Below are 14260 nucleotides of genomic sequence, written 5' to 3'. Positions count from 1 at the left end.
CTGCTTTCGCGGCTGTTGTCTCAGCCGGGCTGTCTAAGGCGTTGCCCTGACAGCTTGTTAAGTATACTACGCTAAGAAACCCTTGTCAAGCAAAAAGTAGACAACTCGCAAAGTTTCCCTTCAAAGGCGTCCCCTTTTATAGTATAATTATGTGGAAGTTGTATTTTATATTTCCGCTTACATAAAGGAACAGGAGTTGTTACGTATGAACAAAAAGTATTTAGTTATGGCGGTAACTGCCGCGGCAGCAGCCACCTTACTCGCCGGATGTGGTTCTTCAACAGACAAACAGGGAGGCGCTGCCGATGAGCAGAAGACCCTCGTCGTCGGCATGGAACCGACCTTCCCGCCTTTTGAATTCACGGACAACGGCAAGTATGTCGGCTTCGATATCGATTTAGCCAATGCCATCGGCGAAAAGACAGGCATGCAGGTTGAAGTCAAGAGCCTCGGCTTCGATGCCCTTATCCCGGCACTGCGCAGCGGCCAGATCGACATGATTGCTTCCGGCATGGATGCTACGCCGGAACGACAGAAACAAGTTTCCTTTACGGAACCGTACTTCCAGGACGGCTATTCCGTCGTCGTCCGCAAAGATAACGACACGATCCACGGTTTTGATGACCTCAAAGGCCGTACCGTCGGCACCCAGGTCGGCACTAAAGGCGTAGACCTCGGAACGGAAGCCGGCGCAACGGTCAAGCAGTACGATGCCAACAGCCAGGGTTGGATGGAACTGCAGAGCAACACCTGCGATGCCGTCATCATCAACACGTCGGTAGCGCTCTACTATCTGAAAGAAGGCGGCGATAAGGATCTCAAAATCGTCGGTGACTCCAAGAAGACCGATGCCGGCATCGCCATGGCTGTCGGAAAAGACAACACGAAACTCCTTGAAAAGGTCAACAAGGCCTTGGCTGATCTTAAAGCAGACGGAACGTATGCCAAACTCTACAAAAAATGGTTCGGCGTCGATCCGCAGATGTAATCCATGTATAAGACATATATCTTCGACTTCGACTATACCCTGGCCAATTCGGAAAAGGGCATCGTCATGTGCTTCCAGTTGCTCTTCGAGGCCGAAGGCTATAAAGGCATACCCGAAGACGCCATCCGCCGTACGATCGGCATGACCATGTTCGATGCCATGAAAAGCCTTACGGGTGAAACGGCCCCGGACCGGATCTACGAACTGATTAAAGAGTACAAGGTCCGCTTCTCGGATAAGTACATGACGGCCAACACCCATCTCTATCCCGAAACCCTGCCGGTCCTAAAGGCTTTGAAAGAACAGGGAAGCCGCTGCTGCATCGTCTCGACGAAGACCCGTTCGCGCATTAACGAAACGCTCCGAAAATACGCCATGGAAGATCTCATCGACCTCGTCGTCGGCATGGAAGACGTCGATAACGCCAAACCCGCGCCGGACGGAATCAATCGAGTCTGCGACCATTTCGGCCTGGATAAAAAAGACGTTCTCTATATCGGCGACAACACCATCGACGCCAAGGCCGCACAAAATGCAGGCGTCGCCTTTGCCGCCGTGACGACAGGCACGACGTCGGAGCCGGATTTTCGGCCCCTGCCCCATGTGGCAATCATGAAAGACCTCAGTCATATCCTTGCTATTCCCTAATTGGAGGAACCTACTATGATGAAGAAAAAAGTGATGACCTTGGCAGCGGCTTCGATAGCCGCCTTGACGTTACTCGCCGGCTGCGGCGGCAGCACAGAACAGTCCGCCGGCTCCAAGGGAGATAAGACGCTCATCGTCGGAACCGAACCGACCTTCCCGCCCTTTGAATTTACGGAAAATGATAAGGACGTCGGCTTCGACATCGACTTAGCCCAGGCGATCTGCGATAAGTTAGGCTACAAGATGGAAGTCAAGAACCTCGGCTTTGACGCCCTGATCCCGGCCTTGAAGAGCGGTCAGATCGATATCATCGCCGCCGGCATGGATGCGACGGAAGAACGCAAGAAACAGATCAACTTCACGGACGTCTACTATCAGGGCGGCTACACCATCGTCGTTCCTGTAGGCAACACAGATATTACCGGCTATGATTCCATCGCCGGCAAGACCGTCGGCGCCCAGGTCGGATCAAAGGCTGCCGACTACGCCCGTGAGCACGGCGCCAATGTCAAAGAATTCGATACCAATACGCAGGGCTGGATGGAACTCGAAGCCGGCACGTGCGACGCCGTCTCCATCGACCAGGCTGTCGCCCAGTACTATCTCCAGCAAGGCGGCAAAGACAAGCTGAAACTCGTCGGGGCTCCCATCACCTCCCGCGGCGTAGCCATGGGTATCAGCAAAGATAAGCAAGAACTGACCGACCAGGTCAACCAGGCCTTAAAGGAACTCAAGGCTGACGGCACGTACGACAAGATTTATAAAAAATGGTTCGGCACAGAACCGAATAAGTGAGACCCAAAAGAGACGTTACGTCCTCTGGTCAACAGGACAGAAAAAATACAGCCATCCATGCGGATGGCTGTATTTTTATGTATCTTTATTTTTTCTTCTGCTGCAGTTTGGCCATGCGGTCCTTTAAGGACGTAAAGGGTGTCTGATTATCGGACTGGAGTTCTTCCGGTTGAATCGTCGTATCCTGGCGAGCGGCTCTCCGTCTGGCTTCCGCTTCGGCAGCCCGGCGTTCTTCCGCTTCACGATAGCTTTGTACGGCTTCGCGGATCGGCTGCAATTGGCTGTCGGGCACGACCAGGAAGCGAACCGGCAAATTGGCGGCTCCCGGCGGCATGATGTGAATGGTCATATCCGTTCCAGCCGGGAAGGTATCGACGTATTCCATGGCATAAGGGTCATTGAGCCCCATGGAATGGCGATTGCGCGGCAATTCTACGATTTTTTTATTTTCTCCTCGCTGAGGATCACTGTAGATAAGCTCGGTAACACCGGCATATTCACCACCCTGGGGATTAAAATAGAGGTGAATGTCTCCGGTCCCCTGGGTGCGCAGGTGAATGGTGTAATCGAGACCATAGTTGCCCGTATCCTGCGACGAGCGGTTATCCATGACGTCTCGACCTTGCAGGAAGCGGTCCATGACGCCGTCGGCCAAGAGGATGTAGCCGATACCGCTGTCCGTAGAGTACGGCGTCAGGGTACTCATGAAGCGGTCTTTGCCGTGAAAAGTCCCCCGCAGTTTGACCGAGTCACTGGACAGATACTGAAGCTTACGGACGAAGGCCGTCGGATCTTCTTTAACCGGCAAGATCATGGACGACAGAATCATCGGTTCCGGAAGGCTGACGTTGACGATGCCCGAAAAGAGCTGATCCGGATGGACGACGACTTCATTAAGCCGCTGGCCGACCAAGGCGTAATCATGAGGCTGCACGGTAACCTTATTGACCGTCATATTGCCTTCATAATACAGGGTCGACAGTTCTTTTCCGACCTGATAGTAGTCGGCACTGGGCCGCGTATACTGATAGCCTTGAAGGAAGGCGTCAATGGGATAGTCATGGGGATTATAGAGCATGGCTACGATTTTGCGGTCCGTCTGCTGTTGATTGACATGATAAAAATAGAGACGTACATCACCGCTGACCATATCCCCATAGAGGATGCCGTCCTTTTCGGCATATTCCGGGCTGTCCGATAAGAGCAGCGTTCCCGTATCGATGGGCGGCGTCATCGAAATAGCCCGCATCGGCTGCACGACGACACGGCTCATGACATCGGGATCATCGATTCTCGGAAACTCCGCCGCCAAGGACGCTCCCATGGGCATAAAGGCCGTCAAAAGACCGGCAATATAGGTACATAGTTTCTTAATGTTCATCATGTTGTTGACCTTCTATCTGTTTTGCTATATCCGCAATTTTTTTGAAACGGTGAGTGAGTCCGGACTTCGTCAGTCCGGACTGAGCTGCCAATTCGCTCATCGAGGCTTCCGGATTGGCCATGCGCAGTTCTGCCGCCTCGCGAAGCTTAGCTGACATGCGCTGGTAGAGCCCCGACTCCTGAATCCGGGTAATGGCCCGGCGCTGGCGAACGGCGGCATCGACGGTTTTTTGAAGATTGGCCGTTTCACAGTTGACGACGCGATTGACGTTGTTGCGCATCTCCTTTACGACGCGAACTTCTTCAAAGGTGAGGTAGGCCTGGGCAGCCCCAACGTACTGCAGAAAATGCGCCACGCCATTTCCTTCTTTTATATAGACCAAGTAATCCCCTTTGCGGTCGGTAATCTTGGCCGGCAAGCGGAAACGGCGCATGATTTTGAGCAGCTTTTCCGCAAAGGCAGCATTGCCCGTTACCAATTCCAAATGGTAGTCCCGTTGTGGCTGATTAACCGATCCGCCGCCCATAAACGCGCCCCGCAAAAAGGCACGTTGGCATTCTGTTTTGTTCAGATTGATGGCAGAAAATTCCTTATCCGTCGGAAAGAGAGACAAGTCTCGCAAAGCCATCGTACTCTCCGGGGACGGCGCTACGCGCAGGATATAATAATTTTTCTTTCGCAGGCGCAGTCCCTGGCGGACTCTCACTTCCGGACGAATGGGAAATGCCTTCATCCACATCTTCAGGACCTTACGGGCGACGGCGTTATTGGATGTACTGAATTCGATGCCAATCATCCCGTGAGAGCCGAGAATCAGTGAGCCGCCCATACAAAGGAGGGCTGCCAGTTCCGCAAAGCGGCAGTCGGCATTCTCTGGTTTATAATGAGCAATCTCATTTTTCACTTCTTCCGCAAAAGACAATGGCTGCCGCCTCCTAACGGTGAGTCAGCGTATAACGCTTGAGATAATAGTGAAGCAATTCCGGCGATAAATCGGTCCGCAGGGCATTGATCAAGTCAAAGAGGACATTCGCCAGTTTCTTCGTATCGTGAGTAGCACTGTTTTCTTTATTGATGAGATCCGACAAGATCAGCGTGGCACCGGTTTCACCGATTTCTTTCTTATCAATGATAACCGGGTGCGAGCCGTGGGCCACGTAGCGCTGGAGTACTGCCGGGTCAACGTCGCCGTTATTGGCAATGACAAAGTCGATGATCTTGTCACCGGCCTGACGATGGATGGCCTTGACGTGGTCGGACACGGTATAGTCATCCGTTTCGCCCTTCTGAGTCATGACGTTGCAAATATAAATTTTAGGAGCCTTGCTGTCCCGAATCGCTCCGATGATATCGGGCACACACAGATTCGGCATGATGCTCGTATAAAGGCTTCCCGGCCCCAGGACGATGGCATCGGCACCTTTGATGGCGTCGACAGCCGACTGGATGGCCTTGGGATGTTCCGGCGTCGTAAAGACGCTCTTGATACGGCCGTGGGCATGAGGGATCTGTGATTCGCCTTCGATGATCCGTCCATCGGTCATCTTGGCATTGAGGCGGATTTTCTCTGCCGACGACGGGATGACCTTGCCTCGGACACGCAGAATCTTACTGGTCGCATCCATGGCTTCTTCGACGTCGCCAAGGACCTCGATGAGGGCTGCGATGAAGAGGTTGCCGAAACTATGGCCGGTCAGGTCGCCGGAACCGCCAAAACGATGCGCAAAAAGCTGTTCCATGAGCCCTTCTTTATCGGCCATAGCTACCAGGCAGTTGCGCAAATCGCCGGGGGCAATGATATCCAGGTCTTCACGGATACGCCCAGTCGAACCGCCATCGTCGGCCACGGTGACGACAGCCGTCAAATTATAAGTCTTCGACTTGAGGCCACGCAGCATGACCGACAGGCCCGTACCACCGCCGATGACGACGACTTTCGGTCCCTTCGAAAGCTGAAATTTAGAAAAGATCAAATCGCTGAAATTTCCCGATTCACCGGGCATGACGACACCGATCATGGTCCGTATCAGCCGCCGCGTCGCCCAGCCCATAATGACCATGCCGACGAGGATGACAAAGATACCCAAACTAGCCAAAATCGTATAATTATAGTGCCCCGTCATTTCATAGAGCAACCGGAAAGCCCACTCTTCGACTTCACCCAACCACTGGTAGTTAAAGGTCAGGATAATGCCGAAGCTGGAAAACATCATGCCCAGCCCGAAAAGGAAGAGCCAGCGCTTAATGTGCAGTCCCGGATGCAGCCATTTCATAAAACGCATGACAGTACCTCCTAGGCTTCGCCTTCGTACCCCGGCGCATCTTCTTCAACGTCGTTTTTCTGAATATCGCGGTGTTCGATGGATACATCGACGCCGTTATCCCGCAGGTGTTTATACATCGCTTCGGCCATGCAGACACTGCGGTGCATCCCGCCGGTGCAGCCGACAGCAATGACCAGTTGGCTCTTGCCTTCTCGTTCGTAGTTAGGCAGGAGGAAATCGATCATATCGAACCACTTTTCCTTGTATACCTGGGTAATGGGGAAACTTTCCACGTAATCCCGCACGCAGGGAACGCGGCCCGACTTATGGCGAAAGTCGTCGATATAATAGGGATTCGGCAGGAAGCGAACGTCTTCGACGATATCGGCGTCAATGGGCATTCCGTGCTTAAAGCCGAAAGACACGACGGTGACGGTCATGCTCTTTTTGCTGTCCGTAATGGCATAGCGTTTGACCAGGATTTCCTTCAGCTGTTTCGGCTGTAAATTGGATGTATCGATGATAAAATCGGCTTTTCTTCGCAAGGAAGCCAGGCGGTTCCGTTCTTCGGCAATGCCCTGGCTGATGCGGCCGTGAGGCGCCAAGGGGTGGACCCGGCGCGTTTCCTTATAGCGGCGGACCAAGGCCTGGTCAGACGCTTCGATAAAGACGATTTCATAAGAAATGCCTTCTTCTTTTAAATCTTTCAGATCCTTCAGGCACTGGCTCATGGCGTCAAAAAATTCACCGCCGCGAATATCGGCAATGAGGGCGACGTGGCGCACTCTTTCGCCGCCTTTGATGCATAACTCGGCAAACTTAGGAATCAATACCGGCGGGATGTTGTCGATGCAAAAATAGCCGATATCTTCTAAGACTTGAACGGCATGAGTTTTGCCAGCACCGGACATGCCGGTAACGATAATCAAGTGAAAATGGTCCATAAGAACCTCCTATTACAATACAAATTTCTCGACGACAGCGGCCACGCCATCTTCATCATTCGACAAGGTGACGTAATTGGCAGCATCCTTCACTTCCTGGCCGGCGTTGGCCATGGCCACGGAAAAACCGGCAGCCTTCAGCATATCCAGATCGTTTTCTGAATCGCCAATGGCCATAATATATTTTGGATCTACGTCATAGAGCTCGCCGAGGCGGCGGATGCCGTGCCCCTTATCGACGCCAAGGGGCATGATTTCTAAAAAGGTCAGATCGGAAAACAGGATATTAAATCGTCCGGGGAAGGTCTTTTCAATAAGGGCCTTACGCTCCAGGAGTTCTTCATGGGGCCCCCGGCTGAGGAGTTTATTGCAGTCGCCCTGTACGCGGTAAAATTCATCGCCGCAGATGACGGCCTTGACCTTGGTAGTCCGTTCATAGTCGCGAATCCACGGTTCATCGAGTTCGACTCGCAAGACGTCGTCAATATAGGTCTGCATCTGCCAGGATTGTTCCCGGGCCAAGTTGACCAAATCCTGGGCATCTTGGCGGGGTACGGTCTGCTGAAACAGGATCTTCTTTGATTCCAGCGTTTGAATCAGACCGCCGGCAAAGAGCAGCATCGGACTGTCACCCAGAGCCAGACGTTCTCCATAAGCTTTCGCCGTCTGATACATGCGACCCGTGGCAATGGCGACGATGACGCCCTTTTGACGGGCTTTCTGCAGCGTCTCTACGGTGTGATCGGAAACGGAGCCGTCACTGCGAAGGAGGGTCCCGTCGAGGTCAATCGTAATCATCTTAATGGTTTCCATTATTTACTGGCTCCCTTCCAGTCAAAGGCGACGCCCTGCGGCGTATCATCGTTTTTTTGCGGTGCATCGGTCAGATACTGCAAGTCATCGGCATAGCTTTTAGCCAGTCTGTCGATAGACTGTTGCTGGGCTTCTGTCGCCTTGCTGCGGTTCTTCATGGCGACGGCGATCATGGACGTCACTTCATAACGCGTCAAGTTATAAGAACGGTCGAACCGTTCCATCGGCGCCCCGGTCAAACCGGCTTCGGACAAGGCGTAAACGGCCTTGTACTCCCAAGAACTCCGGTCAACACTATCAAATTGGTTGGGCGCATAGGGATTATAGGCACCGGCCGGGCTCACCACGCCTAAAAAGAGGCAGGCTGCCAGTAACAGAAAAAGCTTCTTCATCGTCGTTCCTCCTATAAATAAATATACTCCCCGCCGGGTCTAACATATGTCATACCTGAAAGAGAGCATATTCATGAAACACGTATTATTTGGATTTCGGGGCATCTTTTTTGCCGCCATCCTGCCGACCCTGGTCGGGGCGGGCCTGCTGTGCCGATTTTTCGTTGACAGAAACGGCCGGAGCCATATCAGACTGAGCCAAGATATCGGCTGCATTTCCTTCGCCGTCAGCTGCCATGTCATCGAGCAGCCGCAGCTGGCTGGTCAGTATAGCCTTGCATTTGGCGCGATATGCTCCCGTTTGAGCCTTGAGTTTTTCCCATTCCTGCTGTGAATTTTGCAGGCTCATCATCGTTTCGTCGAGCATTTTCTGCTTTTTGCTTTCGGCTTCCTGTAAAATCAGGTCCGCTTCCTTACGAGCCGAAACCTTAACATTTTCAGCCGTTTGCTGGGCCAGCATGAGCGTACTGTTCATGGTTGCTTCCATTTTTTCGTACTGCGTCAGCTTATCCTGCAGGCTGTCACAGCGCTCTTTCAGTTCACAATATTCCCGATATACTTTTTCATAGTCGCCGGCAATATTATTCATGAAAGCATCGACGTCTTCTTCGCTGTAACCACGAAAACCGCGTTTAAACTCTTTATTATGAATATCCATAGGTGTAAGCATGGTGGTATCTCCTCCGTACAAAGGGAACTACATATAGCGCTTCAACAGAACGCCGGTTCGACCTTTTCGCGACGTTCCGGTAATTTCGGCCAGCTCCATCCGCCCTTTGCCGCGGAGAGAAATGACATCGCCTTGACGAACTTCCTGACTGGGACCTTTGGCGGGCTGCCAATTTACCTGTACCCGTTCACCTTTAACGGCATCGGCTGCTTTCGTGCGGGAAATGCCAAAACCCGATGAAACGATGGCATCCAGGCGAAGCGAAGCCACAGTCGTCTTGATTTCTTTCACTTTTTCCTGACGCGGCGCAATGTCGCTCAGGGGTATTTCTTCAATCGTAATGGGGACCATCGCGATTTTTGTAAAATTCTGCTGTAAGTAGGGAACCAGCGGCGTCTCAGCCAGTAATACGGCTCCAGCATCCTGCATGATGATATCGCCGAAGCGTCCCCGGTCGATGCCGAGGCTCATGAGCGAACCCAGGACGTCGCGATGCCCTAAGAGGCGGTAGCGGTCATCCCAGCTCAGTTTGCAGGCCGTAATCCCAAAATCGACGGGGCCGTCATAGTCGACGCTGACAAAAGCCAATTTGACCCGTTCAGCCCCTTCATAACCGCCGGAAGTCCGAAGGACCAAAGACGGCACATGAGCCTGAATGGTTTCTCCGATTTGGACGGCACCGGGCGATACAAATTCACTGACGGCATAAGGCCGCCCTTTTGCCGTACTGTCTGCCAGGTCGATGAGACGGGCAGCCAGTTCGCCGTTATCCGTTCCCTGATAATAGCGGATAATTCTATCTCTATTCTTCAAAACAATCCCTCAATCATTAACGAAGCGGTGTATTGCCGCCGTTGTTGTCATTATTCGTACCGCCGGCATTCCAGGTAAGGGGCGGCGCATTAAAATCGCTGTAGTCATCGCGTTTGCCGTGGTCTACGGTAACATTGCTGGGCACGCAGAGGAAGATTTCCTTGCCGACCTTCTGAATATTGCCGTCGATAGCATAAGTAGCCCCGCTGACGAAGTCAACGACGCGTTTAGCAACGTCTTCCGGCGTCGCTTCAAAGTTGATGACGACCGGTTTGCGGTCGCGGATGTAGTCTGCAATGCTCTGAGAGTCATCGAAGGTTTCCGGTTCGACGATGACCATGCGCAGCGGTTTGGCCGGAGTCGGCGTGTAATTGACGCTGGTACGGCTCGGTGCTACGGCAGGGGTACGGCGCGGTACGCGTTCTTCTTCATATTCCAATTCGTCTTCGTATTCGTCCGTTTCAAATTCGTCGTCTTCGTTGACACCGCCTACGCCGCTCACGACATTTACAAATCTATTCCACATGTTCTTCGACTTCTTCATAGTAAATACTCCTCCTTAGTAATTACGTGCCCCAAAGATTGCCGTGCCGACGCGGACGACATTGGCGCCTTCTTCAATTGCTATTTCAAAGTCATGGGTCATCCCCATGGACAGATACCGGATCTGGCCTTCCGGAAATTTTGGCTTCATATCTTCATATAAAGCGTGGGCAATGCGGAATACGGGCCGCACGTCTTCGACGTTGTCGTAATTCGGGGCCATGCACATCAGCCCCCGGACACAGACGTGATCCAATCCCTTTGCCAGTTCACAAATCGCCGGAAAATCTTCGACTTCCATTCCAAATTTACTTTCTTCGCGGGCTACATTGACCTGCAAAAGGATATCCTGCACCTTCCCGATCTTGCCGGCTTCCTTATTTACAGCTTTCAGCAAGTGCTCCGAATCGATAGAGTGGATCAAATGGAAGTGTTCTACCGCAGGTTTAGCCTTATTGGTCTGTAAATGTCCGATTAAATGCCAGGTCAATCCATTATCCGGAAATGCTTCTAATTTTTGCATCGCTTCCTGGACACGATTTTCACCGACATCGGTCACACCGCACCTGGCGGCTTCTTCCATCATCTCTACAGGATGATTTTTCGTCACTGCAACAAGCGTAATTTTGTCAGTTCTGCCGACACGGGCAGCTGCATCAGCAATTTTCTTGTGTACTGCCTCAAGATTTTCCTTAATCAAGCCTATCCCTCCGTCGTGCATGCAATTATATGTATTTATAAAACATTACACTTCTTTTATTATATATAGTTAGCCCTATAAAAGCTAGTCATATTTAAAAATTTATTCATCGGCTTTTACAAAACTGCAAAGGCACCCATGCGCCCCGTATGGCCTCCATCGCGGCGATAAGAAAAGAATTTATCCGCCTGATCGAACACGCAACTCGTCGTCGTTTCAATGTGTTCGGGCACTAATCCGGCATCGGTCAAGAGAAGGTGATTGGCCTTCCATAAGTCGACGCGCCAGATTCCTTCCTGGTGCTCTGTACACGCGCCGTAAGCCGGTCCTAAATTCTGAAAAGTCATAGCCGTATCTTCACTGACTTCAAAATGAGCCTTTGAAATAGACGGGCCGATATAAGCCAGGATATCTTTCGGCTTGGATCCATAAGCTAGCTGCATGGCCAACACGGTCTTCGCGGCAAGCCTTTGCGCCGTCCCCCGCCAACCATCATGAACGACGGCACAAACGCTCTTTACCGGATCAAATAAGATGACCGGCACGCAGTCGGCAACGCACATCATGAGCGGTACTCCGGGAAGATTCGTCATGAGGGCGTCCGTATGAGGAAAGGCGTCGGCATAGCTTCCGGCACCGCGACCGATTTCCGTTTGGCCGACGGCGATGATATGGTCTTCATGGGTCTGCCGGGCCGTCGTAAGCTGCGGCAAATCGCAGTTCAACACTGCCATGAGGCGGCGCCGGTTTTCGAGGACATCCTGGGTCCGGTCGTCGACGTGAAGGCCCAGGTTAAGCGACTGAAAGGGCGCTTCACTGACGCCGCCGCTGCGGCCGGTCACGCCGTGACGCAAGCCGGCTTCGGCCAATAGCGTGCTTTCTTCCCAACAAATTCCGTTTTCATGTTCTACCCACTTGGTCATACTAGCCTCCACAAATATGGCAGCGGCGACAGCCGTCAAAACACGGCAAGGTATAGTCACCGGCTTCGGCCTTCTTCAATTCGTCGGTCAGATACGTCGGTACCAACCCGGGATCGAGCGTATCCCAAGGCAGGACGGCATCGATGGGCCGCTGGTCATATAAAAATCCGTCGATATCAAAATGAAGTTCCTTCGCCGCCCGCTTCCAGCCTTTGACGCCGCCATACTCACAGGCTTTCGCCAAAAGCTGTCCCACGCGGCGGTCCCCGCGGGACAAGACGCCCTGGATGTAGGCTGAACGCAGGGGCTCAATGAGCAGCTCTATCTGTTTATCTTTTAAAGCCTTCTTTAAAAAGGCCAGTCGTTTCTCAACGACTTTCTTATCAGTCATCGCCATCCATTGAAAAGGCGTAAGCGGTTTAGGGATAAAGGGGTTGATACTCAGGGTAATACGGCTGGTATTGCCGATGTCCTTCATATGGTCCTGGACCCGGCGGGTCATCTCGACGATGCCTTCGATATCGGCATCGGTTTCCATCGGCAGGCCGACCATGATGTACATGCGCACGTGACGGATGCCGGCTTCCGTTGCCAGGTCGATGGATTTCAGCAGATGTTCTTCCGTAATGCCCTTATTGATGATATCCCGCATCCGTTTACTCCCCGCTTCCGGCGCCAGGGTAATCGTCTTTTGGCCGCTCTCGGCCAGCCCCTTTACAATAGCCGGCGTAATCGAATCGGCCCGCAGGGAGGCGCAGGAAAAGCCGAGGCCCTGGTCGCGAATAAAGGTGACCAGTTCGTCGATATAGGGATAATCCGAAATGGCGGCCCCCATGAGGCCGATTTTCTTCCCCAGCTCCTTGCCGCGGAGCACGGCCGATTTGACGTATTCCAAGGGGCGGACGCGAGGTCGACGGTAACAGTAGCCGGCCATGCAAAAACGGCAGTGACGGCCGCAGCCGCGGGCAATCTCGATGAGATACATGGCGCCAAATTCCGTATTCGGTGTGGCAATGACCGTTTCTGCCGGCAATGTCAGTTCACGCCATTGCCGTTCCACCTTCGCCGGAATCCCGTCTTCCGGGACGATTCGCAGAAGATGGCCGTCATCGTCGTAGTCGTGACGGTATAAGGACGGTACGTAGACGCCCGGCACGCGCTGAGCCAGATAGCGAAGGAGGTCATGACGCCCCAAATGGTTCTCCTTCGCTTCTTCATAGGCATCGAGGAAGGCATGGATAAAGCCCTCCCCTTCCCCGACCAGGACGACGTCCACAAAAGGCGACAGGGGTTCGGGGTTAAAGAAGGCCACCGGGCCGCCCATGACGACCAGTGTATCGTCGTCGCCGCGCTCGGCTGCTAAAACGGGAATCCGCCCCATCTTCAAAATAGACGGCACATTGAAATAGTCCATTTCGAAACTGACGGAAAGCCCCAGGATTTCAAAATCTGACAAGGGCCGCCTGTTTTCTAAGGACACCAGCGGTTCCCCCGTCTTTTCAAAGACCTTCATCAAGTCTTTATCTGGCAGGAAAGCCCGCTCACAGAGCCAGTCCTCGCGGCCGTTTACTTCGCGGTAAATGATCTGCATCCCCAGATTACTCATGGCGACGTCATACGTATTGGGGTAGCAAATGGCCATGGCCCGCCGCGTCCCAAAAGGATAGACGACGGCACCGGTTTCCTGACTCATCAGTTCATCCAGCGCCTTCTCCACTTGCCAGCTCATCGACATTCCCCCTTCATACGGCAAAAGCTCCCCGGCTAAGGGAGCTTTCCGTGCAACTCCTTCGAGATTCACCAAGTCGCCGATAAGCGGCGGCCCTCATCTTAGGTATCCTATATTGTATCACAGATTGCCTCAATGGGCCAGCAGCCAATAGAAGGCCCTTACCGATAAGAAAAGGAGGCCAGCCATTGCACTCAAAGAACCATCGTGCTATCTTATAAAAGACCTAGTTTACGGGATGTATTTCATAGCACTGATCATAAGGAGACTATCATGGAAAAAATCATCTTCATTGCCCTCGGCGGCGGCATCGGTTCAGCCCTGCGCTACGGTATCACTCAACTGACACTTCGTTACGGAGCCGTCAGCCTCCCTTACGGAACGATCCTGGCCAATACCATCGGATCCTTTTGCATCGGACTCCTCTTCGTATTCTTTACGCAGATGTCGAACCTTCCGCCGACGGTCAAGCTCTTTTTCGTAACCGGCATCCTTGGCGGTTTTACGACCTTTTCGACGTACAACATGGAACTCTTGACCCTCGTCCGCACCGGCGATATACTGTCGGCGGCAGCTTATTTTTCTCTCAACGTCGTCGGCGGCTTCCTCTGCTGCTGGCTCGGATTTGCCGTCGGCAACGCCCTTTGGCAATGA

16 protein-coding genes are annotated in these 14260 nt (G+C 52.8%); 4 read left to right on the top strand and 12 right to left on the bottom strand.

The window, feature by feature from the left end:
* The first annotated feature begins 205 nt into the window (after window positions 1-205).
* From HMPREF3201_RS04330 to HMPREF3201_RS04320, 3 genes are read left to right on the top strand one after another with little or no spacing between them, the layout of a single operon-like run.
* Window positions 206-988, top strand: coding sequence for a basic amino acid ABC transporter substrate-binding protein (locus tag HMPREF3201_RS04330; protein WP_062411917.1), 783 nt, complete (start codon window positions 206-208; stop codon window positions 986-988).
* Between the two features lie 3 nt (window positions 989-991).
* Window positions 992-1636: an HAD family hydrolase gene (locus HMPREF3201_RS04325; protein WP_062411916.1), complete on the top strand. Its 645-nt coding sequence runs from the start codon at window positions 992-994 to the stop codon at window positions 1634-1636.
* 15 nt (window positions 1637-1651) lie between these two features.
* A complete protein-coding gene (locus HMPREF3201_RS04320; RefSeq protein WP_062411915.1) occupies window positions 1652-2431 on the top strand; it encodes a basic amino acid ABC transporter substrate-binding protein in 780 nt (259 codons plus the stop codon).
* Between the two features lie 85 nt (window positions 2432-2516).
* Here the strand turns inward: HMPREF3201_RS04320 and HMPREF3201_RS04315 are convergent, their stop codons facing one another.
* From HMPREF3201_RS04315 to HMPREF3201_RS04260, 12 genes are all read right to left on the bottom strand, one after another.
* On the bottom strand, window positions 2517-3815 hold the full coding sequence (locus HMPREF3201_RS04315) for a hypothetical protein (RefSeq protein WP_227163217.1): 1299 nt from the start codon (window positions 3813-3815) through the stop codon (window positions 2517-2519).
* Window positions 3802-4737, bottom strand: a complete 936-nt coding sequence (gene whiA / locus HMPREF3201_RS04310) for a DNA-binding protein WhiA (protein ID WP_062411914.1) — start codon at window positions 4735-4737, stop codon at window positions 3802-3804. The genes HMPREF3201_RS04315 and whiA overlap by 14 nt, the downstream gene beginning before the upstream one ends.
* Window positions 4738-4750: 13 nt before the next feature.
* Entirely contained in the window at window positions 4751-6097 is a 1347-nt protein-coding gene (gene yvcK / locus HMPREF3201_RS04305) for a gluconeogenesis factor YvcK family protein (RefSeq protein WP_062411913.1), read from the bottom strand.
* An 11-nt stretch (window positions 6098-6108) separates the two neighbouring features.
* Window positions 6109-7023, bottom strand: coding sequence for an RNase adapter RapZ (gene rapZ / locus HMPREF3201_RS04300; RefSeq protein ID WP_062411912.1), 915 nt, complete (start codon window positions 7021-7023; stop codon window positions 6109-6111).
* A gap of 12 nt (window positions 7024-7035) precedes the next feature.
* Window positions 7036-7836, bottom strand: a complete 801-nt coding sequence (locus HMPREF3201_RS04295) for a Cof-type HAD-IIB family hydrolase (RefSeq protein ID WP_062411911.1) — start codon at window positions 7834-7836, stop codon at window positions 7036-7038.
* Window positions 7836-8228 carry a hypothetical protein gene (locus tag HMPREF3201_RS04290; protein WP_062411910.1) on the bottom strand — a complete coding sequence of 131 codons (393 nt, stop codon included), beginning with the start codon at window positions 8226-8228 and terminating at the stop codon, window positions 7836-7838. The genes HMPREF3201_RS04295 and HMPREF3201_RS04290 overlap by 1 nt, the downstream gene beginning before the upstream one ends.
* A gap of 85 nt (window positions 8229-8313) precedes the next feature.
* A complete protein-coding gene (locus HMPREF3201_RS04285) occupies window positions 8314-8898 on the bottom strand; it encodes a DivIVA domain-containing protein (protein ID WP_062411909.1) in 585 nt (194 codons plus the stop codon).
* A 27-nt stretch (window positions 8899-8925) separates the two neighbouring features.
* A complete protein-coding gene (locus HMPREF3201_RS04280; RefSeq protein WP_062411908.1) occupies window positions 8926-9711 on the bottom strand; it encodes a YlmH family RNA-binding protein in 786 nt (261 codons plus the stop codon).
* 16 nt (window positions 9712-9727) lie between these two features.
* Window positions 9728-10255, bottom strand: coding sequence for a cell division protein SepF (locus HMPREF3201_RS04275; RefSeq protein ID WP_062411907.1), 528 nt, complete (start codon window positions 10253-10255; stop codon window positions 9728-9730).
* A gap of 15 nt (window positions 10256-10270) precedes the next feature.
* On the bottom strand, window positions 10271-10954 hold the full coding sequence (locus HMPREF3201_RS04270; RefSeq protein WP_062411906.1) for a YggS family pyridoxal phosphate-dependent enzyme: 684 nt from the start codon (window positions 10952-10954) through the stop codon (window positions 10271-10273).
* A 116-nt stretch (window positions 10955-11070) separates the two neighbouring features.
* Complete coding sequence (gene pgeF / locus HMPREF3201_RS04265) at window positions 11071-11877, bottom strand: peptidoglycan editing factor PgeF (protein WP_062411905.1); 807 nt, start codon at window positions 11875-11877, stop codon at window positions 11071-11073.
* 1 nt (window position 11878) lies between these two features.
* Window positions 11879-13606 carry a radical SAM protein gene (locus HMPREF3201_RS04260; RefSeq protein WP_062411904.1) on the bottom strand — a complete coding sequence of 576 codons (1728 nt, stop codon included), beginning with the start codon at window positions 13604-13606 and terminating at the stop codon, window positions 11879-11881.
* 273 nt (window positions 13607-13879) lie between these two features.
* Between HMPREF3201_RS04260 and crcB the strand changes: the two genes are divergently transcribed.
* Complete coding sequence (gene crcB, locus HMPREF3201_RS04255) at window positions 13880-14260, top strand: fluoride efflux transporter CrcB (RefSeq protein WP_062411903.1); 381 nt, start codon at window positions 13880-13882, stop codon at window positions 14258-14260.

This window comes from Megasphaera sp. MJR8396C, from assembly GCF_001546855.1.
In the GTDB taxonomy this organism is placed as follows: Bacteria; Bacillota; Negativicutes; order Veillonellales; family Megasphaeraceae; genus Megasphaera.
Note: the sequence above shows the minus strand (reverse complement) of the source record. Positions and strands in the feature narration are given on the sequence as shown.